19 protein-coding genes and 1 tRNA gene are annotated in these 23,811 nt (G+C 60.4%); 6 read left to right on the forward strand and 14 right to left on the reverse strand.

Annotated features, from left to right (window positions below; translation table 11 throughout):
- Nucleotides 1-37 precede the first annotated feature (37 nt).
- The 4 genes from asnB to J6524_RS05510 all read left to right on the forward strand — a co-directional run bounded on the left by asnB (nt 38) and on the right by J6524_RS05510 (nt 6,423).
- A complete protein-coding gene (gene asnB / locus J6524_RS05495; protein ID WP_225669367.1) occupies nt 38-2,041 on the forward strand; it encodes an asparagine synthase (glutamine-hydrolyzing) in 2,004 nt (667 codons plus the stop codon).
- Nucleotides 2,031-3,644, forward strand: coding sequence for an FAD-dependent oxidoreductase (locus J6524_RS37585; RefSeq protein ID WP_225669368.1), 1,614 nt, complete (start codon nt 2,031-2,033; stop codon nt 3,642-3,644). Before asnB ends, J6524_RS37585 begins: the two co-directional genes overlap by 11 nt.
- A 141-nt stretch (nt 3,645-3,785) precedes the next feature.
- Nucleotides 3,786-5,279, forward strand: a complete 1,494-nt coding sequence (locus J6524_RS05505) for a right-handed parallel beta-helix repeat-containing protein (protein WP_225669369.1) — start codon at nt 3,786-3,788, stop codon at nt 5,277-5,279.
- A 181-nt stretch (nt 5,280-5,460) separates the two neighbouring features.
- Nucleotides 5,461-6,423 (forward strand): glycosyltransferase family 2 protein, encoded by a 963-nt coding sequence (locus tag J6524_RS05510; protein ID WP_225669370.1) that lies wholly within the window; start codon nt 5,461-5,463, stop codon nt 6,421-6,423.
- Here the strand turns inward: J6524_RS05510 and J6524_RS05515 are convergent.
- The 7 genes from J6524_RS05515 to J6524_RS05545 all read right to left on the reverse strand — a co-directional run bounded on the left by J6524_RS05515 (nt 6,420) and on the right by J6524_RS05545 (nt 16,562).
- Nucleotides 6,420-7,313 (reverse strand): class I SAM-dependent methyltransferase, encoded by an 894-nt coding sequence (locus J6524_RS05515; protein ID WP_225669371.1) that lies wholly within the window; start codon nt 7,311-7,313, stop codon nt 6,420-6,422. The genes J6524_RS05510 and J6524_RS05515 overlap by 4 nt on opposite strands.
- A 106-nt stretch (nt 7,314-7,419) precedes the next feature.
- A complete protein-coding gene (locus J6524_RS05520; protein WP_225669372.1) occupies nt 7,420-8,250 on the reverse strand; it encodes a WecB/TagA/CpsF family glycosyltransferase in 831 nt (276 codons plus the stop codon).
- Nucleotides 8,238-9,557: a nucleotide sugar dehydrogenase gene (locus J6524_RS05525; RefSeq protein ID WP_225669373.1), complete on the reverse strand. Its 1,320-nt coding sequence runs from the start codon at nt 9,555-9,557 to the stop codon at nt 8,238-8,240. Before J6524_RS05525 ends, J6524_RS05520 begins: the two co-directional genes overlap by 13 nt.
- Nucleotides 9,533-10,747, reverse strand: a complete 1,215-nt coding sequence (locus J6524_RS05530) for a hypothetical protein (protein WP_225669374.1) — start codon at nt 10,745-10,747, stop codon at nt 9,533-9,535. Before J6524_RS05530 ends, J6524_RS05525 begins: the two co-directional genes overlap by 25 nt.
- Before the next feature lie 499 nt (nt 10,748-11,246).
- On the reverse strand, nt 11,247-13,532 hold the full coding sequence (locus tag J6524_RS05535; protein WP_225669375.1) for a hypothetical protein: 2,286 nt from the start codon (nt 13,530-13,532) through the stop codon (nt 11,247-11,249).
- A gap of 1,254 nt (nt 13,533-14,786) precedes the next feature.
- Nucleotides 14,787-15,347 carry a hypothetical protein gene (locus J6524_RS05540; RefSeq protein ID WP_225669376.1) on the reverse strand — a complete coding sequence of 187 codons (561 nt, stop codon included), beginning with the start codon at nt 15,345-15,347 and terminating at the stop codon, nt 14,787-14,789.
- Between the two features lie 108 nt (nt 15,348-15,455).
- Nucleotides 15,456-16,562, reverse strand: coding sequence for a TAXI family TRAP transporter solute-binding subunit (locus tag J6524_RS05545; protein ID WP_225669377.1), 1,107 nt, complete (start codon nt 16,560-16,562; stop codon nt 15,456-15,458).
- A gap of 261 nt (nt 16,563-16,823) precedes the next feature.
- Between J6524_RS05545 and J6524_RS05550 the strand changes: the two genes are divergently transcribed.
- Nucleotides 16,824-17,135 (forward strand): hypothetical protein, encoded by a 312-nt coding sequence (locus J6524_RS05550; protein ID WP_225669856.1) that lies wholly within the window; start codon nt 16,824-16,826, stop codon nt 17,133-17,135.
- On the opposite strand, the gene J6524_RS05555 is transcribed toward J6524_RS05550, so the two are convergent.
- The 7 genes from J6524_RS05555 to J6524_RS05580 all read right to left on the reverse strand — a co-directional run bounded on the left by J6524_RS05555 (nt 17,021) and on the right by J6524_RS05580 (nt 22,356).
- A complete protein-coding gene (locus tag J6524_RS05555; RefSeq protein WP_446479898.1) occupies nt 17,021-17,503 on the reverse strand; it encodes an MFS transporter in 483 nt (160 codons plus the stop codon). The two genes, J6524_RS05550 and J6524_RS05555, sit on opposite strands and share 115 nt — an antisense overlap.
- Complete coding sequence (locus J6524_RS38210; protein ID WP_446479897.1) at nt 17,494-17,907, reverse strand: MFS transporter; 414 nt, start codon at nt 17,905-17,907, stop codon at nt 17,494-17,496. Before J6524_RS38210 ends, J6524_RS05555 begins: the two co-directional genes overlap by 10 nt.
- 452 nt (nt 17,908-18,359) lie before the next feature.
- Nucleotides 18,360-18,435 (reverse strand) — tRNA-Lys (locus J6524_RS05560).
- Between the two features lie 175 nt (nt 18,436-18,610).
- A complete protein-coding gene (locus J6524_RS05565) occupies nt 18,611-19,198 on the reverse strand; it encodes a Spy/CpxP family protein refolding chaperone (RefSeq protein ID WP_225669378.1) in 588 nt (195 codons plus the stop codon).
- Nucleotides 19,199-19,331: 133 nt separating this feature from the next.
- Nucleotides 19,332-20,657, reverse strand: coding sequence for a TRAP transporter large permease (locus tag J6524_RS05570; RefSeq protein WP_225669379.1), 1,326 nt, complete (start codon nt 20,655-20,657; stop codon nt 19,332-19,334).
- Nucleotides 20,654-21,229, reverse strand: a complete 576-nt coding sequence (locus J6524_RS05575) for a TRAP transporter small permease (RefSeq protein WP_225669832.1) — start codon at nt 21,227-21,229, stop codon at nt 20,654-20,656. Before J6524_RS05575 ends, J6524_RS05570 begins: the two co-directional genes overlap by 4 nt.
- 125 nt (nt 21,230-21,354) lie before the next feature.
- Nucleotides 21,355-22,356 (reverse strand): TRAP transporter substrate-binding protein, encoded by a 1,002-nt coding sequence (locus J6524_RS05580; protein ID WP_225669380.1) that lies wholly within the window; start codon nt 22,354-22,356, stop codon nt 21,355-21,357.
- Nucleotides 22,357-23,647: 1,291 nt separating this feature from the next.
- On the opposite strand from J6524_RS05580, the gene J6524_RS05585 reads away from it, so the two are divergent.
- Nucleotides 23,648-23,791, forward strand: a complete 144-nt coding sequence (locus tag J6524_RS05585; protein ID WP_225669381.1) for a hypothetical protein — start codon at nt 23,648-23,650, stop codon at nt 23,789-23,791.
- Nucleotides 23,792-23,811: the final 20 nt, after the last annotated feature.

Here is a 23,811-nt window from a genome sequence, read left to right on the forward strand (position 1 = left end):
CTGTGGATCATCGACAATCAAGACCGGAAGGCTCCTCGTGTGCGGCATCGCAGGCTTCCTTGACCCCAGCAGCAATCGCGGTCCCGAATGGATGCGCCGACATCTCATCGACATGACGAACTCCCTCGCACACCGTGGACCCGACGACGAGGGTACCTGGGTCGACCCGATCGCTGGAATCGCGCTCGGAAATCGAAGGCTGGCGATCATCGACCTTTCACCCGAGGGCCATCAGCCCATGCACTCCGCATCGGGTCGGTACGTGATCACGTACAACGGTGAGATCTACAACGCCGCGGCGATCGCTCGGACGCTCGAGTCGGCAGGTCTGGCGCCACGCTGGCGCGGTCACTCGGACACCGAGGTGATCCTTGCGGCCATCGAAGCTTGGGGCCTCGACAGCGCGCTCGAATCGTTCAACGGCATGTTCGCGTTCGCGCTCTGGGACGCCCGCAAGCGAACACTGTGCCTAGTGCGAGATCGACTCGGCGTAAAGCCCCTCTACTACGGTCGCCTCAACGGCGCACTCGTATTCGGTTCGGAATTGAAGGCGATTTCGGTCCATCCATACGCAGCACTGACGATCGACCGCGACTGGCTGGATCGGTACCTACGCGGGATACACCGACGATCCGAGGACACGATCTACCGCGGAGTTCGCGGCATCCGCCCAGGAACGCATGTGACGTTTGACCACAGTATGCAGGTGCATGAGCACGTGTACTGGTCGGCGACTGACAAGGCCGAGATCGGACACCAGGATCGCTTCTCGGGAAGCGAGGCAGACGCCGTCGAGCGGTTGGACAGCTTGTTGAGGGACGCGATCCGCTTGCGCACGGTCAGCGACGTTCCGCTGGGGGTCCTGCTTTCGGGCGGGATCGATTCCTCGACGGTGCTCGCGCTTCTGCAGCATGACAGCCCGAGGAGGATCCGAAGCTTCTCGATCGGCTTTCCCGATTCGGGCCTCGATGAGGCGCCTGCCGCGCGGAAGATCGCGGCTCACATCGGGTCGGATCACACCGAGCTCTACATGGCGCCGAACGATATCATCCAGCTTATCCCTTCGCTCGCTCGGCTGTCCGACCAACCGCAATCCGATCCGTCCTACGTATCCAATCACGTCGCCTACCGGCTTGCTGGACAGAGCGTGACCGTTACATTGTGTGGCGACGGAGGCGACGAGCTATTCGCGGGCTACCACCGCCATCGATGGCTGCCAAGAGTGTGCCGACGGCTCGGTTGGGTGCCGGCCGGGCTCCGGGAGCAAGGAGCGCGAGCGCTGACGGCGATCTCACCGGCGACGTGGGACAAGTTCTTCGACATCATCGAGCCGGCGGTCCCTCCCCGGCTACGGGAGCGAACCCCTGGCGCCAAGCTCCACCGATTGGCACGCTGGATGGTCTCTGCCTCCGACGAAGAGATGTACCGTGTACTATCCACCCGGTGGGATCCCGGTGACCGACTCGTCGTCGGTCACGATCCCGAGCAACCGCCAACCGATTTTGCATTCGTTCGACTGAACGGCGAATTCGAGATTTTGGAGCGGATGCTCGCTCATGAACTCGTCACGACCTTCGTGGACACGCAGCTCAAGAAGGTCGATCGCGCGAGCATGACCGTAAGCGTAGAGGCGCGCGTGCCGTTCATGGACTATCGCGTCGTCGAATTCTCCTTCACTCTGCCGCCTGACCTGAAGGTGCGCGGCGAGACGGGGAAGTATATCCTTCGCCGGGTTCTCCACCGACACGTTCCCGAAGCATTGTATCGGCGACCCAAGATGGGATTCCATCTGCCGTTGAGCACGTGGCTCAGAGGACCCCTGAGGGAATGGACCGAGGACCTATTGCACCCAAGTAGCATCCGCCAAGAGGGACTGTTGGACCCAGATCCGATCCGAGTGAAGTGGCACGAACATCTGACCGGCCGGCGAGATCGCGCTGACCATCTTTGGCCGGTGCTCATGTTCAGGTCCTGGCTTAGGCATCATGGTCCTGGAGTCTCCAGCGTGCTTGAGGATCGGAGGCCGGTGGGTGTTCACTGACGCAAGATACATCGCCGCGGGCTCGACGCTGCAGGCCGACATCTGCATCGTCGGCGCAGGGATCGCCGGGATCTCGATCGCGCGGGAGTTCATCGGTCGGTCTGAGAGAGTCGTACTCCTCGAAGGAGGCGACCTCGAATTCACGAAGTCCCTTCGCGACCTACCAACCGTGCTGCGACGACATACGCTGGGTGAGCAAGCACTGGCCAGCGGCCTCAACGCTGGACAACCCTACTATCCGCTCCGGTTCACAAGGGTGCGCGCGTTCGGCGGCTCGTCGCGGGCATGGCACGAACGTCGCGGCGTTCACGCCCGACCGCTCGACGCGATCGATTTCCGGACACGAGACGGTTTGCCGGAGCACGGCTGGCCAATCGACAGGGCGCAGCTCGAGCCCTTCTACCAACGGGCCCAACAGGTGTGCGGGTTGGGCCCGTTCGCCTACGATGCGAAGACATGGGAGGCCCAAGGCTACGGGACTCCGCTACCTCTGGATCCTAAGCTCGTCGAATCGGTGATCTTCCAGTTTGGCAGGAACAGCAGATTCGACCGATACGAGGATGACTTCGCGCGGGCCGAGAACGTCAACCTCGTGCTCCACGCCACCGCCGTGCACCTCGCCGACAGCGGCGGGCGCGTGGTCCGGACGGACTGTGCGACGTTGTCAGGCAACCGATTCGGCGTCCACGCACGGACGTTCGTTCTCGCCGCGGGAGCGATCGAGACCGCTCGCCTGCTGCTGGTCTCGAGGGACAGCCAGCCCGCTGGCATTGGCAATGACCGCGATCTGGTGGGCCGGTCCTTCATGGAACATCCGGATGTCACAACAGGATACCTGATTCCCGATCCGAAGCTCGACCAAAACGCGTTCAGGCTGTACCAGCACCAGCGCGCTGGGGAGCACGTCACGGTCGAAGCCATGTTTCGGTTAAGTGACTCTGCTCTGAGCACAGAGCGACTGCTCAATGCCGTGCTGCGTCTACGACATACCTACCGCTCTGGTATGACGCCGGCCGTGCGATCGGCCCAGATCGTCCGCAGATCGGTGCACCACGGAGTTGCGACGCCGGGGCTGGCGAGGCACGCGCTGAGGACCATTCTGGGCGCACCGCAGATCATCCGCCACTATGCGACCTGGCGCTCCGGGCGCCCACCGGAGGTCTTCGGCATCGACGTGATGGCCGAGCAGGCGCCGACGATGTCCTCTAGGGTGAGACTCGCGCGACGCCGAGATCGACTCGGCGTCCCCATGACGATCCTCGATTGGCGGCTGACGAGCATGGACTGGGGCTCGATCCGGCGGACCATGGAGATCTTCGGCGACGCCGTCCGTGAGGCAGGCGTGGGCACTGTGATCTCGACCCTTGGAGACGGGAAGCATTCGCCGGCGGTGTTCGGCAACTGGCACCACCTCGGTACGACACGGATGCACAACGACCCCACTCGTGGAGTCGTGGACGAGAACTGTCGGGTACACGAGATGACCAACCTCTATATCGCCGGAGGATCGGTCTTTCCCACCGGCGGCTATGCCAACCCGTCGCTGACCATCGTCGCGCTCTCGCTTCGGCTCGCCGATCACCTCAGATCGACGCCGAACTAGAGACCCCATTATGTCGAATGCCCCTCAGCAAAATGAGGTGGGATCTGGAGTGCCGGCCGCGATCGGTCTGACCTGCGGATTGCGGCTGGCGCAGCGGTGAAGGGTAGGCTGAATTGTCGCCTTCGAGAACGTGGGGGGCGCATGATGGACGCAATGGCAATGGGAGCATGGATTCGAAGTTCGACAGCGCGAAGGACAGTTATCGGCACGTTGGCTCTTAGCAGCGTGTTGATCCTTACCGCGGCCGCCCTCGTCAAGGTCAACAGTTCATCCTGTCCCCTCGATGCGATCGCCATTGAGCCTGGCAGCTCGATCCAGGCAGCGGTCGACATCTCTGGCGAGGGCGCCGTGTTCTGCCTGAAGGAAGGAATACACAGGGCGCAAGCCGTTCGCCCACGGCCGGGGCAGATATTCTACGGGGAGAGCGGAACCGTTCTGAACGGCAGCAGACTGCTGGACGGTTTCAGACGCGAGAAGAACTATTGGGTGGCGAACAGCCAACTCCAACGTATTCCCCGACATGGCGAATGCCTGCCGAGCGCGCCGGCCTGCGACCAGCCCGAAGCGGTTTTCATTGACGACAAGCCGCTCACGAAGGTGCTGAGCAAGGATGCGCTTGCAAGCAATGAAGTTTACATCGATTACGCAGGCGGCCGGGTCTATGTCGCCGACGACCCGACGAACCACAAGGTCGAGGCGACAATCGCCACGTTTGCCTTCGAAAGCGATGCGTCCGATGTGGTGATCAGCAACCTCACGGTCGAGAAGTATGGGAGCCGGGCGCAAAAAGGTGCCATCCACGCTCGCGAGGGCGCACGATGGATGATCGAAAACTGTATAGTGCGGCTCAACAGCGGTAGCGGGATCGGCGTCGGGACCGGAACTCGCGTGCACAACTGCGACATCCATCACAACGGCCAGATCGGCATCGCGGGCAACGGCAAGGACATCCTCATCGAGGATAACCGCATCTGGTCAAACAACATCTATGGCTTCGATCCAGAATGGGAGGCTGGCGGAGCCAAGATCGCTCGGAGCAGCGGCGTCACGTTCCGTCGTAATCATGTCAATGATAACAATGGTATTGGGCTGTGGTGCGATATCGAATGTCGCAACGTCATTTACGAAGACAATATCGTCGAGAACAATCAGTACAACGGCATCTTCCACGAGATTTCGTTCAACGCGGTGATCCGCAGGAACGTGGTGCGGCATAATGGACGTGGGAGAAGCTGGTTTTGGCGAGCCGATATTGCCATTGCCGCGTCGCAGGACGTGGAGGTGACCGGCAATACGGTGACGGTTGAGCCCGGGGCGTGCGGCATTATGCTGATCGATCAAGGACGCCGCAGCGAGAAAGGCGCGATGTACAAAACGCGCAATAACACCGTTCGCGCCAACGAAATGACATTCGAGGGAGCCCCCTGTGCTGGAGGTGCCTCAGACACAAAGCCCGAGAACGAGAATTTTGGCATCATTAGCAATGGCAACAATCGGTTCGACGCCAACACCTATCGTGTTCGAGGCACGAGTGGCCCGGCTCGCTTCGTTTGGGACGAGGACGTGACCGACTGGGACGGATTCCGGCGCAAGGGCCTGGAGCAGAGCGGTCGCCAGGTCTTGTCCGACAAATGATGGCCGCGCTTCTCCGGGCTGCGATTCAGTTGATCATTCTGAAGGAGTACCTCCAAACTCGGTGTCCCGGCGCCGTCGACAGGTGCGGATGGCCGCAAAGTGGTACCGCGCAGGCGGTCGTTGATCTGAGCCGTTACGACCGACATGATCGGCGCTGATCAAAGCAGGATGCTCAAGCCCGATGCCTAAACTCTCGATCGGAATCCCGGTATTCAATGGAGAGGAGTTCTTGTCGGAGCTGCTGGACAGCTTTTTGGCGCAGACCTTTCGGGATTTCGAGATCCTGATTTGCGATAACGCTTCGAGCGATCGCACTCCACAGATCTGTCGCGAATATGTACGGAACGATGCTCGCGTTCATTATGTCCGCAATCAGCGGAACCTCGGAGCTGTTGCTAACTTCAATCGAGTGTTCGAGCTGTCGAAGGCGCCCTTGTTCAAATGGGCTGCCCACGATGACCTCTATCATGAGACCTACCTGGAGGCGTGCGTCAGGTTGCTCGAAGAGAATCCGGATGTCGTCCTGGCTCACACCGGTACTGCCTTCATCGACGAAAAAGGCGAGCTGCTCCCCTTCGAACAGGAGACAGGAAGCTTTGTCGATCCTACAAATCAAAGGCGGTATTGGGCGGACGTCCCTGGCATAGGCGATGCGCCTGTGGCCATCAGCCGGTTTTGGCAGGTGCTCACGCGCGCCCGCTGGGGGACTCACATGTTTGGCGTCGTCCGTCGTGACATTCTGAAGCAAACATCTCTCCTGCCCAATTTCGCCGGCAGTGATCGCGCAATGCTGGCAGAACTGGCTCTGCTTGGCCGTTTCCGGTGCGCAAACGAGCGATTGTTCCTAAAGCGCTTCCATGCCAACGTCTCGGCCGCTCTTGACCTCAAGGAGCTGAGAGGTTTCCTTAGCACTGACGGCAAGCGCTATTCACGACGACTGCGGCAAATCAAGGCTTTCTTCGGTGCGCCAATTGGCAAACCGATTGGTATCGTGAGCAAGTCGGTGTGCCTCATGCTGGTGGCTGCACATAGCGCCAAGATCACCGTCCAGTCGATAGGTCAAAATGACCCGCGCATGGCGGCCCGTGGTTATGGGTGGCCGGGAGCGCTTGCCCCGCGGATCCGCCAGAGGCGACGCGGCTAAACTTTCTGTCCAAGCCTTGGCTCGACCTCCGGTGCGATGGACTTGGTCGGCCGTAGATGAACCCAGAGATGCCAGCCAAGGAGACGGCCGAGCGGCAGCCAAGATACGCGCAGCGGCGGCCCATGCATCCAACGCTTATAGGCACGGGCCACGTGGAATGAAGGGAAGTCCTGGCGCACTTCCCGCAGGCCATAGACCTTGGAATAGGGGTTGCTCGGCCCATCGGTGTTGCGGTGGATGAAGTTGCTCATCTTCAGATAGTTTCTCAACCCCATCCTGCGGGCGTTGACGACATGCTCGCCGTAGACGCCGCCGGGATCGAGATTGAGGCCCCAGAGGGCCAGCAGGCCGAGACGGCGCAGCAGACTAATCGCGACCAGATAGTTGAACGACCATTTGGCGTAGACCATCATGATCAGCTCGCCATCAGGCTTGAGCACGCGAGCGATCTCGCGTTCGGCCAGCCGAATGTCGGGGATATGGTGTAGCACCCCGTGACTGAACACCTTGTCGAAGGTGTTGTCGGGATAGGGGATGGCCAGCGCGCTGCCTTGCTTCAGCTCGTCATAGGGCAGCCGACGCAGCTGCAGCCGGGTGCGCAGCCGGGCTACGGACTCCGCCGTGAGGTCCAGCCCCGACCAGCGCGCTCCTCGGCGGATGATCTGCTCCGAATCAGTGCCCTGGCCGAGGCCGATCTCGAGCACTTTCGCGCCACGGAAGTCGATGCCATCGAGGCAGCCCAGGATGTGACCCTCGCGGCTATAGCGGAAGGCGTCGTATTGCCAGAAGAACGCTTCGTAGTCGCCACGGAAGGCCTGATCGAGGCTGCCGACCTGCTGATCGCCGCAAGGATGAGCCTGCCAGAACGCTTGGATCTGCGCTTCGTTCATGGGTGCCCTTCCAAGGCTTATCGTGAGGTTTGCAGCCGTGAAGCTGACAACTGGAAGCGCCCAACCTTTTTCAGTCAGGCGATTAACTTGCCTGACGGACCTTTCTTTAGGCCCGCCTGCGCAGGACGTCCCAGAGCAAATAGAATAGGAATATAGAATTATATCGGAGATAACGCGGGCCCAGTCGGAGCGGCTCCTTGCTTAACCGGTAAGCCCAGGTCAACCCCATCCGTTGCATCCACGGCGGAGCGAACGACTGGCGGCCGCTGAGCAGCGCAAATGCATCTCCCACCGCGAGGAACACACCGCGCCGGTACCGCGCCTGATTGTCGATGATCCACCGTTCCATCCGCACGCCGGGCAACGCGACCCACACGAAATCCGGATCGGCGTTATTGATGGTATCGGCGAACGAAACCTCGTCGGCCTCTGTGAAGGGCCGAAACGGCGGGCTAAGCATGCCTACAATTTTAATATCCGGTTGCAATTGGACCAGCGCGCGTCGCAGCTCCACGAGGCATTCCTCGGAATCACCGAAAAAAAAATGCCGCCAGGGTCGAGGCGTGTGCCGCAATGTGTGTCGCATAAAATATGGACCATATACCCGGTCCTTCAGGCCGGCTCCGCGAAAGTTGAGCGCCCAAACCACCGGCATCCCGTCCGGCAACACCAGGTCGAAACGGGCCAGTACCCGGGCGAATTCGGAGTTGTGCCGGGCCTCGCCAAGGATGTGAGTGTTGGATGGACAGACCGCTGTGGCCCGCGGTTCACGAGCGAGCGCCTTGATTCGCTCCAGCGCGGAATCGTAAGTGACACAAGCGACGGCCGTTCCCAAAAGCACGATGGAGTCCAATGATCCATTAGTTGAATACGCCGCATCGGGCTGCGCGCAGCAGGAGAGACCGGCATAGGTCGGGTTTTCACTCACAATTGCCATGGCGTGAAGACCCTGTTTCCCGCGGTAACGGCTAAGTCCCGGTACTGAGGCCAGGGACAACAAATAACGACGAGATCCACACCGGGATCTTTTTTGAATTCGTCCCAGTTCGAGATCATCTCGAACTCGTGGAGGCTCGGAGCATTGACAGGGGTTGCAGCGAAGTCATGGACGAGGACGCGATTGCCGCGCCGTTTGAGCCGTTGCGCCAGAAAAAGTCCCGCCGCTTCCTCGGTAATATACGTGTTCGGCTTGTACGCAACGCCGAGAACCGCAACCACGTCGCCTGGCCTGGTCATTTCCTCTATTTTCTCGACCAACTCTTCCTTGGTTCGCTCGTTCACCCGGTCCGAAGCCTCTGCGAGCGGCGCTTCCAGTCCGACCTGCCGCGCAGTGTAAGCCAGCAGACGGTTGTCGCGCGGGAAACAGGGGCCTCCATAGCTTAAACCGGCGCGCAGGTATTTTTTCCCAATACGGCTGTCGTTGCCGAGAGCGTCGAGTATTGCATGAATATCGGCCTGTGGATGACGCGCTGCAATAAGCCGCAACTGATTGGTAAAGCTGATCTTCATGGTGATGTAGCTGTTCAGCGAAATTTTCGTCAGCTCCGCGCTGACGATGGACATGCGCGCGATCCGCGGTGAATTGCGGTTGTATTTCCTGTAGAGGTGTTCCAGGGCCGCGCCGCCTTGGGGATCCGATTCGCCAATCAACACCAGGTCCGGTTCCAGCAAACCATTGATCACGTCGCCCAGTGCAATGAATTCGGGATTGTAACAGACGCTGAAATCCCGGCCGCAAATACCATCGAGCTCGCGTTCTAACGTCGGAATTAGAACCGCATCGATGGCGCCGGGCGTGGTCGTTGAACTGCAAACAAACAGATGATTCTTCTTGCCGGCGTCCTTCATTGCCCTGGCCACCGGCTGCATGGCCTTCAACAAAAATTCGTTCGAAAAACTACCGTCCGGAAGGCTCGGGGACGGGGGAATAAAGAACGTGACATCCGTAGCAACAGTTTCTCGGGCATCGAGAGTGGCACGAAATCGTGACTGTCCGGCTCGGATAGTTTCGGCGAGTAGCGGCTCATCTAGCGGCGCGAGACCCTCGTTGATCTTTCTGACCTTCTCCTGATCAATGTCCACTCCCACAACTTCAAAACCGCGTGCTGCCAGAGTCGCAGCTATGCACGCGCCCAGTTTCCCCAAACCGCAAACCGAAGCGGTCTTGATCGAGTTCATGTCGGGTGAAAGTTCACCTCGACGTCGCTCGGTTACGCGGGCTATCTCGATACTGTCTGCGAACATGAGGATTCCCCCAAGTACATGAAGGTGTCATCCGTCAATGAGCCATTCTTGAGCACCTGTTCTGCGATCGCGACACCGCCGGCATTCGATGCAGCCTTGTCCGCCGTTGCGCGCGCGCCGGCCTGGATGGAGGAAAGAGAGGCTCGGGGGCACGCGTCAATGGAGGCGCGTTCGAGCCAGATTTCGCGCCACCACAAATGGATGCTGCGAGGACAGAACATCCGCTTACCGTGATAGAGCGCTTTGCAGCTGACGCCTTCCAGAATAACCGCCGGCGTCTTCATCCGCCTCAGTTGTCCCGTTTGTTCGTCCACGAAGCGTTCGACGCAGGCTTTGACGCGAAAGACCTTGCCGCAGAATGGCACAAGCTCGGCGTCGAACCTGAGACCTCTGTTCGAAAGGCCGACGTCCAGCGTCGCAAGGATTTCTCCATAGGATCTTACCCGCACCAAGTCGCCCGGCCGAAGACCGAGATCGCGTCTGGGCGTGGGCTGACCGAGCGGGATCGCTCCCCTCAATCGCGGGAACGGAACACCGCCGGTGAGAGCCTGGATTCGATTATATAGCCAACGGGCTGGGCCTCCCCATCTGTCGCTGAAGGCCAGCGTTCCATAGTAGTAGAACAAATACAAAAAGCCGCGAGCTATCTCCGGCAACGTTGTGTTGCCTGACCGATATGAATCCACATACTGGCGGACATCCCACAAACTGAGCGGTGTCGTATAGTTGAGCAGTTCGGTGGCCTGACAGCAATATCTGGCTTCTCCGTCGGAGCCTCGGCGCTTTGTGGCGCCTAGGACGTCGCTTTCCGTGCAACGTGGCGGTGAACGCGCCTCCTCGCTCGGCGACTGGACGGGTTTCGGCACGTACTGGACCTTCCCAGGCCCGTCGACGGGTTTGAGCCAGGCGCTCTTCCAGAATATGAGGCAGCCGGCCTGACATCCACCGTACGCCTGACCATCGCAGCGGAGACTGAGATGGAATCCGTCTTGCAGGCGTCGCCCTGCATACTGCCCGCTGACCGTATCGCACGTCTTGTACGCGCTCTTGTAAATACGAAAGCGGTGACCGCAATATCTGAACATTTGCGGCATGAAGGGGAGACCTTCGAGGCGTCCATCCTTGTCGAGTGTCCTGAGAATGTCCTCCTTGCTCAAGACCTCTACCCAGTCGCCTGCACACGCTTTCATGCCAACGTCCCATCAGTCCGGAAAGGTGACCTTCGAGCTACTGACTACGAACACCAACAGCCGCTGACATGGCGACCGTGGTCCCCTTGGTCAGACTTTAAACCGATCTCTTTGATGAGCCAGATTTCGAAAAAGGCGACATGACTATTCTTAAGGGGTATTCCTTACGAGGATGTCGGGCGCAGTGCAGAACAACAGCCCCCGCGCAAGATGTCATGCAAAAGCACAAGGACATCCAATGGCCTCGTGGCATCGCTGCGCTGGATGTCGCGATATGGCGACATCGATCTGATCTGAAAAGCTGACGGGGTTACGACTGGACACATCGCTTCCGAAAGATCGCCGATGGCTGGCTGAAGTACCATCATCAGGGACGGGGCCAGCACGCCGAGCAAGAGTGACGAGCGTAGCCAGGAAGCGTGTTCATCCCCAAAAACTCCCTTCGTCATCAAGCCGTCCAGCCGGCGCCGTCATCGGGCCCCATAGATGAACCTCCCCCTCACTCTCGCAACGCATTCAAACGATCCTTCGCCTCCTGAATGCCGTCGGCGAGCGCCTTCGCGTAGAGCTCGCGCGCCTTCGCTACTTCGCCGCGCGCTCCAAAGGCGCGCCAGGCGGATAGAATTGCGGGATCATAGGTCTCCGCAAGCATAAAGCTTGCTTTTGGATTCCCGATCTTGGCGGCGCGCTCGAGCACGATCCGTGCCGCGCCGACATTTCCCTGGCCAAGCAGCGCACCGGCGCGTGCAATCAATCGCGCCGCTTGCGGATTGCCTTCTGCCTCGGCGTCTGCAGGCCTCCCCACCGCTGCCGCTTCTTTGGCTTGCATTGCACCTGATCCTGTACGGACGGCGGCTTGGAAATCCACCGCAAGGCCGACCGTCACGCGCTCGTCCATGGATCGCCGTACCGATTTAGTATCCTGAGCCATTGCTTCGGTCCTGTGGCGCCCCCGCTGCGGAGATTGTTGCAGCTCCGCGATCTCGCGCTCCGCAATCTGCTTGTGCTGCTCGGATTCTGCATCTGTCTTACGGGCTCGTGCTGTCTGCGTCTCGATCTCACTACGAGCCGCCGCAAGCTCGCTCATCAGCACGGCGACACGAGCCCGCGCCTCCTCGATCGCGCGACGGTGTTGCTCGGTGCTCGCCATCACCTCTTGTCGCGCGGTATCGGCTTCCTTTACGAGGGCGGCTGTCTTTTTTTTCTCCTCTTGCAGGGACCGTCGCAGTTCCGTGACTTCGCCATCCGCTGCCTGTGTCAACTGGCCGGCTTCTTCGCCCGCTTGCCGTGCCCGTGCTGAATGCGTCTCGATCTCGGTGCGCGCCGCCGCAAGCTCGCTCATCAGCGCGGCGACACGAGCCCGCGCCTCCTCGATCGCGCGACGGTGTTGCTCGGTGCTCGCCATCACCGCTTGTCGCGCGGTATCGGCTTCCTTTACGAGGGCGGCTGTCTTTTTTTTCTCCTCTTGCAGGGACCGTCGCAGTTCCGTGACTTCGCCATCTGCTGCCTGTCTCAACTGGCCGGCTTCTTCGCCCGCTTGCCGTGCCCGTGCTGAATGCGTCTCGATCTCGGTGCGCGCCGCCGCAAGCTCGCTCATCAGCGCGGCGACACGAGCCCGCGCCTCCTCGATCGCGCGACGGTGTTGCTCGGTGCTCGCCATCACCGCTTGTCGCGCGGCATCGGCTTCCTTTACGAGGGCGGCTGTCTTTTTTTTCTCCTCTTGCAGGGACCGTCGCAGTTCCGCGACTTCGCCATCCGCTGCCTGTCTCAACTGGCCGGCTTCTTCGCCCGCTTGCCGTGCCCGCTCTGAATGCATCTCGATCTCGGTGCGCGCCGCTGCAAGTTCGCTCGCCAGCTTCGCGACACGAGCCCGCTCTTCGTCAATCGCCCGGCGCTGTTGCTCGGTGCTCGCCATCACCTCTTGTCGCGCGGCATCGGCTTCCTTCACGAAGGCGGCTGTCTTTTTTTGCTCCTCTTGTAGGGAGCGTCGCAGTTCCGTGACTTCGCCATCCGCTGCCTGTCTCAACTGGCCGGCTTCTTCGCCCGCTTGCCGTGCCCGTGCTGAATGCGTCTCGATCTCGGTGCGCGCCGCTGCAAGTTCGCTCGCCAGCTTCGCGACACGAGCCCGCTCTTCGTCAATCGCCCGACGCTGTTGCTCGGTGCTCGCCATCACCGCTTGTCGCGCGGCATCGGCTTCCTTCACGAAGGCGGCTGTCTTTTTTTGCTCCTCTTGTAGGGAGCGTCGCAGTTCCGTGACTTCGCCATCCGCTGCCTGTCTCAACTGGCCGGCTTCTTCGCCCGCTTGCCGTGCCCGTGCTGAATGCGTCTCGATCTCGGTGCGCGCCGCTGCAAGTTCGCTGGCAAGCGCGGCGCTATGAGCGCGCTCCTCGTCGAGCGCGCGGCGATGCTGCTCGGCGTTCGCCGAGATCGCCTGTCGTGTGGCAGCGGCCTGCTTGAGGAGGGTGGCGGTCTTTTCGCGCTCCTGCTCGAGCGATTGCGCGGCCGCTGCGACTGCCGCCTGCAACTGCGCATGGAGCCCGTCGATTGTGCGCCGGGCCTCGGCCAGTTCATTCGCCAAAGCCTCTGCCTTCTGCTTGTTCTGCTGGAATTGTCGCGCCTCCGGGGTAGGGAGCGCCACCGACTGCTGAACCTGCACGACGGTCTCCCTCGCCGATCCGCTTTTCGCCTGGTCGACCTCGGCTCGCTGAGGCGCAGATAATGCAGGGTCACCCGGCTCCGGAAGCGCGAATCGAATTTCTTCCACTACGGCGTGGAAATAGACCATTATCGCCGCTGCGATCACGCTTGCGGCTGTCCAAATTGCAAATCGCCGGCCCGCGGGCCCGAACTTGGTTACTTGATCCATTGTTCTCTCGCCGGGAATATTGCCCCGCCGAAATTGGACACCAGTGCGACGGCGTAAGCTTGCTGGGATCGTCGTTTTTCAACGGCCCAACCGCCGGCCTTAGGCGGACTAGTGGGCGACTTCGTGAGTCCCGCTCGCATCGTCCTCGAGTATTACGGTTTTGCCGAGTGTTACAGTCTTGCCGTCTCTTGGCGCGGTCTCGATCGGCTGGGGCATGAAAAAAGCGCGATCTGACGTGGGGTTACCTAACCCCATTCATGCACAGCCCGCAATGTGCTCAAAGCACCCCTTAGTGTGCTCAAGGTACCCCTTTTGGTTCTGTTCCAGATAGTCCTTTCGGGGAAGCGCACGCGACGTTGCTTGCCGCTCGCACGTCTGAGGGCTGGCCCCAAACTGGGGAGGGTACTTCGGAATAAAACCGGTGAGGCGGCTGTGCCTGCTGGAGTGTTGATCCTGATCTTGCTTGCCTAAGTTCGACAGTGCCGTGGCGGCGATTGGACTTCTTGCGAGCAGCCTTGGCCGGAGCTGGATGTTTCGCACTCCAGTGCTTTTTGGATTTTGCTCTAGGTTCGATTGGCTAGGCTGATGCTCCTGTTCAACTCCGCTTCGCCTGCTCGCTCCTGTAGCGTTTGGCCAACCAGATGCGAGGCTACGATCTGAGCACTCCATCCGAGGTGCTGCGCTCGGCAGATTTCAATTCAAAGCTCGGCAATCAGCCGGACCACGCTCTGACGTAGCCACGCGTGCGCGGCATCGTGATCGTAGGAAGCATGCCAGAGCAACTGAAAAGGCACCTCCTGCAACTCCACGGGAGGCGGGCTGAGGCTGAGCCTGAGTTCGGTGGCGAACGGGCGAGCTAGTCGCGCGTGCCGGTGCACACGTCGTGCAAACGCCGCCCCAGCTGAATGGAGTACGCTTTCGTTCCAGTACTCATCGGTCGTTGGTTTTGAAGCTCCTGGACGTGGCGCATCGGCGGTCGACGCCACAGCCACACGGCCCCAGCTCGTCCCTCTATCCCCAAGGTGCTGGGGCTTCCTTGGCCTTAGACGTACGCTTGTCAGGTCTTCATGTTCCGCCACTTGGCAGCGGAGATATTGCCTCACTGCAGGGGCAGCCCTCAACGACCGACGGCGAGCCGCTGTAGTGGTGTCTTGCCCGATTCTGTTGCGCGCTTCATTTCGCAACGCGCGCTTCCTCTTTCTTGCTCACATGCCAGATCAGGACGTGATAGTGTGGCACGTCCACTCCGGGGTGACCCGGGTTGAAGTAGAGATTGACGTGGTCAACTGGTCCGGCGAACCCAGGCGCCTCCATTGACTTGTGATCGTCGATGTCTTTTGTCGGGACCATATACAACGTCGCTACCAAACGATCTTTGCGATCGAAGCACAGGAAGGGCCCTAGCGGCAAAGTTTCGGGTTTGACAAAGACAATGCCAAGCCCAGGAAAGAACTTTGGGAAGTTCACAAACTCGCTGAGCCGCTTGTATCCGTTCTTTTCGGCAATCTTGCGCTGATTTGGAAGCGAACGAAAGACGTGATACTTTCTGTGCGCTTTGCCGCTTCGGCGAGCGGTTGTTTTTGCTCTCCGGCCCACGTGCAATTGCAAGCTAGTCGGTGCGAGCGCCTCCCACTGCGCGCGTTCGGCTTGCGCAGGTTGGGCGGCAGGCCGCCTCACGTCGCTGATCAACCCGAGCAATGCAATTAGTGCTGCGGCGGCAAGTTGATTGCGCATTGAGATCTCCCAACGTTTGCTCACCTGCCCTCCTTGCGTTCTCGCCACCACCGCAGGAAATCCTGGAACAATGCTTCGCGGTCCTGCGGATTGCTGATCGAATGCTGCTTAAGGAACTGGTCGGACGCGTTTGCGAAGCGCGGTTTCTCCCGCCGATTGGCGCTCGAGCCAGCGCTCCGCAGGACGAAATCGCTGCCAACCGGGTAGCTGCGCCGCCAAGGTCACCTCACGCCATTTGGGGTGATGACCGTCGCCGAGAAATTCAGGAAACCGCGAGAACAGGGTCTGGACAAACAGTTCCAGGAGCTGAAACCGCTCCTTACGGATCGGCCAGTTATAGGCGAAAAGAGCGGATTGGATCGCGATCGTGTCCACGCTTTCACCGGTCGCGATGATGTTTGGATAGTCCTCGTGATGGAAAGCCGATGGCAGGAAATCACGCTCCAGTGCCGGGGAATACGGGATCGGCAGGAAGCGAATGCCATCGGATTGCGCGTAGCGCGCGAGGAAGTTGACCGGCTTTCCCGACACCAACAGGGTCGCGACAATTTGCCCGTTCCGCATCCCATCCAGCGCGGCATCCAGCCCCAGGTTCACTTCGCTGATCTTCACGTCCAGACCGTTGAACACCTCACGGCCAAGCATAGCACCGGCGCTTCCCTCCTCCCCCAGATTGACCGTCTGTCCCGCCAGATCTGTCAGATCTCTGATCTCCGGCCGCGCAAGGAGATGGAACTCTTCGGAAAAAAGGGGCACGATGTAGACAAGCTTGCCGCGGATATCGCCGAACGTCTTCGCTTCCCGGAGCCGATCGACCAAGACCACAGGCGCTATCGCCATATCGGCACCTGCCAGGGTGAGTATATCCAGGATATTGCGGCTGCCACCGTTTCCGACCATGGGCATTACCCGCAGTGCCATCTCGCCGCGAGGACCGGTCTCTTGGCCGCTCTCCAGCACGGTTGCAATTTCTTGAGCTATAGCGAATTCGCTGCTGTGCGGCGCACCGGAAACCAAACCTGCGGTGTACCGGATCTCAGATGTTCCCACTGCCTTTCTGGGGGCGCTTTCCTTCCGCGAAGACATATTCGCGGGTTCACGCAGAGAGACGGATGGTCGTGTTTGCGCGAGGGATCCCTGCACCTGTTCGCCGAGCGAGGCCGCTGCAATGAACGCGGTGAAGAAGCCGATCCGAACCGCTCCGCAAACCCTCATCGTTCAAACCTGTCCGTAGACCAGGCGTGACATCCTTTAACCGTAAGCGAGAATGCTTGGACCGACAAGTCACCCTTTAGGGTGATCTCAGAAACGCGCCACATCTCGGCCTCAGTTGAAAATTCGCGCGCTGCGCGCACGGCTCTTCCTTCCACGATCACGGGCTCAGCTCGTGCCGTCCGTCGAGAAGTAACCCGTCCCATGACACGACGCCGGACGTAAAGAGCGCGTTCGCGTGGATCGAGCCTGACCTGGCGGGCATTGCGTAGACGGCCCGAGGCTCCCACCCCGTGTCGGAGAAGATCGCGCAATCCGGCATCGGCCGAACAGGCGCTTGAATACACGCTTGCCGCCAATCCCCTGGTCGGCATCCGCGAGCAGGAGATCTGGGATTTTTCCGGAAAGCTGTTCGAGCAGATAGCGATCAATCCTACGCTCGCCGCAAAGCATTACATGTCCTATATCGGCGAGCTGGGCCGCATTGTGAGCGGCGATTGCGCGCTTGCGCCTGATGCCAGGGACAAGCGCGTCGCCGACAGGGGCGCAATGCGCCAGAAGCGCAAGTCCGAATAGATAGCCCTGAGAGTGAGCCCCTGACGAGCGCTCGCTGAGCTCACGGCAGGTTCCGGCACGATGAAATAAATGAGTCCCGCTGTTGCGACCGTCGCAAACGTCAGCACTTCAAACAGACCTCGCCAGCCGATCCAATCCAGCAACCATTCCGCCGGAGCCGTTGCGGTAGCAGTCCCTAATGATCCGAGCATGATCATGTAGCCGTTGACAAGCGCCACGCGCTCCTTCGGAAACCAGACGACGATGGCCTTTAACCCCGCCATCAATGCACCTGCGACGCCAAGTCCGATCGTTGCGCGGGCAACGAGAAGCTCCGCAAACCCCGATGCTGTGCCAAATAGCGTTGCACCTCCAGCCGCTATGACCAGGAGCGCGCCTGAACTCGTCTCGGGCCAAAACGATCCAGCAGCACCCCTATGGGGATCTGAGCGGCCGCAAAGAACAGGAAGTAGACCGACGCAAGCAAACCGATGTCTGCGGCATCGAGCCCAAACTCCGATATTAGCTGACCCGACACTGAGCTCGTGATGGTCCGAAAGAGATCGGAGAGATAGTAGCCCGCAACAAAGAGGAAGAAGACGCACGCAATTAGCCGCCACTTTTGAAGCGGGCTTCTGGAGCCAAGAGACGCCTCTGCCGGCTTCGGCTCAACATTTGACGATACGGCCGGCTCCGTTGGCGCTCCAGCCTTGCTCTTCTCACGCCGGCGAGCAGAACGAATTCGGGAGGTGCCGAAAGTTGGAGTTGCTGCCGTCCTCCCGGGCGGCAGCACTCAGTTTGTCTTGGATGTCTTCATCGGTTTCCGAGGCGGTTTCCTCATTCACTTGTTTCGACCCGCGACCGCTTGGCCCGCCCTCGCCGATCTCGAGGTCGGACTGGTCGAGGTTTGCGGCGCCGAGCCGGTAGAAAATCGTGTTGTCACGAGGGAACGAATCGTCCCCCGGACAATCTGGTTCTAATTCTACAGCAAGCGGTACCCTGTGGCGACGAGCAGAACAGATTGTCCGTTTTGCTCGCCCCGATGTCCTATTCTACGACGAGTACGTAATCGACCTGTACCGTCGGATCTGCGGGCTGTATCGAATGGGGTGAAGATAGAGAGACAAAGGGAAAGTTGCAAAGCAATCCGGCCGCGCCACGTCCTTCCACAAAAAGCGTCGCACGAGACCCATTTTGTTCTCGACGACCACTCCGCGAAGGTCTTGGAAAATAAGGATTTTCCTTTGGTGGGCGCACCAGGGCTCGAACCTGGGACCCGCTGATTAAGAGTCAGCTGCTCTACCAACTGAGCTATGCGCCCGGATGCTGGGTCCGGAAAACCCTTGCGAGGGGCGTCGTTTAGCAAAGCGATCCCGGGATGTCCAGCAAGCCGGCGGAAGTTTTCCCGGGCTTTGGTGGACCGCCCGAACGGCAAAAAGCCGCTGGGTTTCAGCGGCTTCTGCCAATGTTCGGATCAGGCCTTGGTCGGCGGCGCCTCAGAGCCGCTCGTGGCCGCCCCGGTCCGGGCCACCATCCCGGTCATAGCGGTCGCGGTCATAGCCGCGATGGCGGTCAAAGTCGCGGTCCCGGCCCATTTCGCGCTCGAACCGGCGGTGGTGCCAGCTGTCCCGGCCGGCGAACCGGTCCATCCGGGTCAGCACAGCGAGCCGCCGCTTCTGGCTATCATCCAGCGTCTTGTAGAGCGGGTCGGCCGCATCGGCGATCTTCTTCATGGCCGCCGCGCTGGCCGCCATGTTGTCGGCGCGCTCGCGCAGGCGCGACACCGGATCGTCCGGCTTCTGGCTGGAATCGTCCCGCGACGCGCCCATGCGCGCATTGGCGCGATCGATCTTGAGCTTGGCGAACTCCCTGACCGCGGCCTCGACCGGCGGCCACAGCTTCTCCTGCTCGGCCGTCAATTTGAGGCCGGCATGGACGGCCGCGATGCGCGCGTCGGCATAGGCCGCCCGGTCCTCCGGGCTCATCCGCATATGGCCGTAGCCCCAATGACGGTGCTGGGCGTAGACGGCGGTCGAACCGGCGATGGCAAGAACCGCGACCGCAGCGATGGCGAAACTCCTCATGCGAACCTCCTCTGGAAAGGTTGCCTGAGGATGGCTCCGGCCCTGCCAGTCTTCAACTTAACGTTTGGCAAGGGGCACTTCCCTTACCAACATGTAATGTGGCGCCCTTTGATCCAGTGCAATGCGCGACCAGCTACAGCATTCCGAGCACACGCGGCAGCCACAGCGACAATTCCGGGATGTAGGTGATCAGGCCGAGGAAGACCAGCAGCGTAATCAGCCACGGCAGCACCGCGATCGACAGCTCAGTGATGCCCATCTTGGCGATGCCGGAGGCGACATAGAGATTAAGCCCGACCGGCGGATGGCACATGCCGATCTCCATGTTGACTACGATGATGATGCCGAAATGAACGGGATCGATGCCGAGCTTGACCGCGATCGGATAGAGGATCGGCGCCATGATCAGCACGATCGACGACGGCTCCATCACGTTGCCTGCGAGCAGCAGCAAGAGGTTCACCACCAAGAGGAAGGTGATCCAGTTGATGCCGCTGCCGGTGATCCAGTTGGACATCGCCTGCGGGATCTGCTCGCTCGTCATCAGGAACGAGAACAGCACCGCGTTGGTGACGATGTAGAGGATCATCGCGCTCATGTTCGCGGAGACGAGCAGGACCTTCGGCACGTCCTTCCACTTCAGGTCCTTGTAGATGAACATCTCGATCAGGAAGGCGTAGACCGCGCTCATCGCGGCGGCTTCCGTCGGCGTGAACCAGCCGGCATAGATGCCGCCCAGCACCACGACGATCAGGGAAATTCCCCAGATCGAGTCCATGAAGGCTTTGATGGCCTCACCCCACGATGCCTTCTCGACCCGCGGGATGTTGTTCTTCCAGGCGCGATACCACGTGGTCGAGGACAGCATGATCGCCAGGATCATTCCCGGCACCATCCCGGCCATGAACAACTGCCCGACTGAGGCGGAGCCGACTTTCTCGCCGTTCGGGCCCAAATATACGGCGCCGCTGGTTGCGACCGAATAGATCACCATGATGATCGACGGCGGAATCAGGTTGCCGAGCGCGCCGCCAGTGACGATCACGCCGGCGGCAAAGCGCCGGGGATAGCCGACCTGCAACATGGCAGGCAGCATGATCGAACCGATGGCGACCACGGTCGCGGGCGACGATCCCGACACGGCCGAAAACAGCGCCGCCGACATTGTGGCGGCAATGCCGAGGCCGCCGGGCCAATGGCCGATCATGGTGCGCGCGAACGCGATCATTCTTCGCGCCACGCCGCCATGGGTGAGGAAGTTGCCGGCGAGGATGAAGAACGGGATCGCCATGATCTCGAACTTCTCGATGCCGGTGAACAGCTTTAGCGCCACCGATTCGATCGGCACCGACGTGAAGGTGAACAGGAACGTCAGCACCGTGAGGCCGAGCGCAATTGAGATCGGCATGCCCGTCAGCATCAGCGCAACGAGCAGGCCGAAGATGATCGCGGCGGTCATCGGGCGATCCCCCCGGCGCCGACCCCGGGCGCATCGATTTCGACGCCCTCAACCTGGGTTTCGTCGTGATGCGGCAGATGGCCGGTGTGCCAGAATTTCCAGGCCACCTGCAGGAAGCGGAAGCACATCAAATAGGACCCGAGCGGGACACAGAGATAGATGATCCAGATTGGCAGTTCGAGGTCGGGCGAGACCTGGTCGGTGTAGTAGAGGCCATGGACGAACTTCGCGCCCATTGATCCGACTACCGCCGTGAACAGCGCACCACACAGCAGGCCGAAAAGGATCGTACCCTTTCGTATCGGAGGACGGAGCTTGTTCACCAGCACGTCGACGCCGACATGGATGCCGGTGCGCACGCCATAGGCGGCGCCGAACTTCGCCATCCACACGAACATGTAGATGCAGACCTCCTGCGCCCAGGACAGGTTGATCGGAAACAGGATGTCGTAGAGGAAGGGAACGCCGACCAGATAGCGATGCATCACCGCGACGAAGATGATCAGGGTCGCGGCTGCGATCAGCACCGTAATCAGCAGTTCCTCAAGCCGGTCAAGGATGCGAAGCAGTATCAATGTCCCCCCTTTAGGCCGGACCCCGGAGGCCCTCACCTTCCATTCCTTCGCGGCTCATCGCCGCTCGCCCCGAAAATGCGAGGGCTTCCGTGCCGTGGCACGGAAGCCCGATCAGCATCGACTCAGTTCGTCGCGCCCCTCGTCTCCTTCAGGAACTCGTCGATCAGCGGCTGACCGACGCGGCCGGCGACATCCTTGTAGACCGGGTCCATCGCCTTGCGCATGGCGGCGTCCTGCTCCGGCGTGAGCGAGATGATCTCGGTCTTGCCGCTCTTCTTGATGTCGGCGAGCGCGTCGTCGTTTTCCTTCGCCGACTGGCCGTTGCCGTAGGCGGTGGCCTCCTTCATGGCCTTCTCGCATTGTGCGCGGATATCCGCCGGCAGGCCTTCCCAGAACTTCTTGTTTGTGACCACGACGTAACCGATGTAGCCGTGGTTGGTGTTGGTCATGTACTTCTGCACCTCATGCATTTTCTGGGTGTAGATGTTCGACCAGGTGTTCTCCTGTCCGTCGACCACGCCGGTCTGCAGGGCCTGGTAGACTTCGGAGAATGCCATCACCTGCGGGATCACGCCGAGTGTACGGAACTGCGCTTCCAGCACCTTTGACGACTGGATGCGGAATTTGAGGCCCTTGTAGTCGGCCGGCGAGATCAGCTTCTTGTTCGCGCTCATCTGCTTGAAGCCGTTGTCCCAATAGGCAAGGCCGATCATGCCCTTCGGTTCGAGCAGTTTTAGAAGCCTGGCGCCGAGCGGGCCGTCGGTGACTTTGCGCAGCGTTTTCAGATCGGGAAGGATGTAGGGCAGGTCGAATACCTCGAATTCCTTCACCCCGATCGGGCCGAACTTTGAGTTCGACGGCGCCAGCATCTGCACCGCACCTAACTGCAGCGCCTCCAGCTCTTCCTTGTCCTTGTAAAGCTGCGAGTTCGGATAGACTTCGACCTTGACCTTGCCTTCGGTGTACTTCTCGGCCAGTTCCTTGAACTTCTCGGCCGCCAGCCCCTTCGGCGTATTGGTCGCCACCACATGGCTGAACTTGATCACGATCGGCGATTGCGCCGCAGCGGGTCCGACCAGAGCGAGAGCCGCGATCGATGCCGCGGCCAAAATCAGCTTGCGCATGTTTCCTCCCTTATTTTCTTCGGAGCGCGAGCGCGACTCCGAAGCTTGCATGCCAAATGCACCAATACAGACAAGCCAGCCCAATTGCCATTGCCCGTTAGCAGGGTCAGGCGCCGCCAATCTTGCTGCGCTGCAAAATTCGGCCCGCGCGGCTTGGCGCAGGATCGTGCCGGAGCTGTACTGCCAGCGTCCAATAAACCTTCGCTATGGCTGATTTCCTCGATACGAAAGGCTCCACTTTCGGCGCCGCAACGGTCGACTGTCATCCCCGCTAAGGCGGGGTACGCCGTGGCTTATCGGTTCAATCACTGCTGTCTCTGGAAACTGGATCGTCCGCCCCAGTGCGCAATTGCGCACAAGGTGGACGATGACAACTGAATACGAGGCCGCATTCTCGCGGCGCATCGCGCCCGAGGTTTGCATCGTCTTGCCCTCACCGAATTCAGAGGGCGCAGGGAAGACCGGGTGCTGGCTGCACCCGCGGTCTCGTGTGCCGTTGCGCATAGCAAGAAGCGCACACGAGCATACAGGTACAGCGGAAACACTCCGGCCTTCCCTGCACAATGGCTTTACGGCTTATACGTGATCTCCCTGGTGAACGGCTCTTTTGCCACCATCGCTACGCAGGGACTCCCGCGCAACTTAACGCCAGCACCGCGGCGTCCAGACCACACGACTTCGCCGTACGCTTCCGGCGCGCAACGTCTCTCGCGCCATCTGCGTCCATCGCATCTCACCGCGCGTTCGTGACGTTGGCCGCCGCCCCTCATCTTGCCGTGAGACGAGCGGAGTTATGCGACTGATTTGGGTGAAAACGGAAGCGGAATATTTTTGATTCCGGGACTTGACACGATTTCTGAAAATCAGAAGTGATTTGCTGTCGTGCCATTTGGTCGCGGCCCGCCGCATCAAGTCGCGCTTGTGCGCAAAGCAAATAAGCCGGCAGCTGTAGGGTGGGCAAGGCCAACAGGTCGCGCGAACGCGCGCCCGATGACAGGCTCCGCGTGCCCACCATCTAACAGTCACGATCGGTGATGGACGGTGGGCACGTCGCTTGCGCTCCTGTGCCTACCCTATCGCAGCTACGTGAGTTCGGATTGGCGGTCACTAACGAAACGGTAATCTCTGTTTCGTCGGGGCGGCTTGACGAAACACCCGACCCGATTGACGAAACCATTTTTCTGATTTCTCGAAAACGTCCTGAAATAGAAGTCTGGCAACATGGCAGGCTGATGAATCCCCCTGCGTCTCGCCAGACCAGCGGCGAGACCAGCGCAGAACTGGAAATGCCATGCTCGCCGAAAAGTATATTCTGCTTTTGGAAACGATCCGCAGCCTGGCCGAGCTCAGCCCGGCCTATGCCGATGGAACTCCGAGAGTCATCAGCACCTCGCCGCACGTTCCCGTCCAGTTGCCGCGCGCTAGTCAGAAGTAGCGGCAACGGTCGTCGAACGA

This window comes from Bradyrhizobium hereditatis, assembly GCF_020329435.1.
Lineage (GTDB): Bacteria > Pseudomonadota > Alphaproteobacteria > Rhizobiales > Xanthobacteraceae > Bradyrhizobium > Bradyrhizobium hereditatis.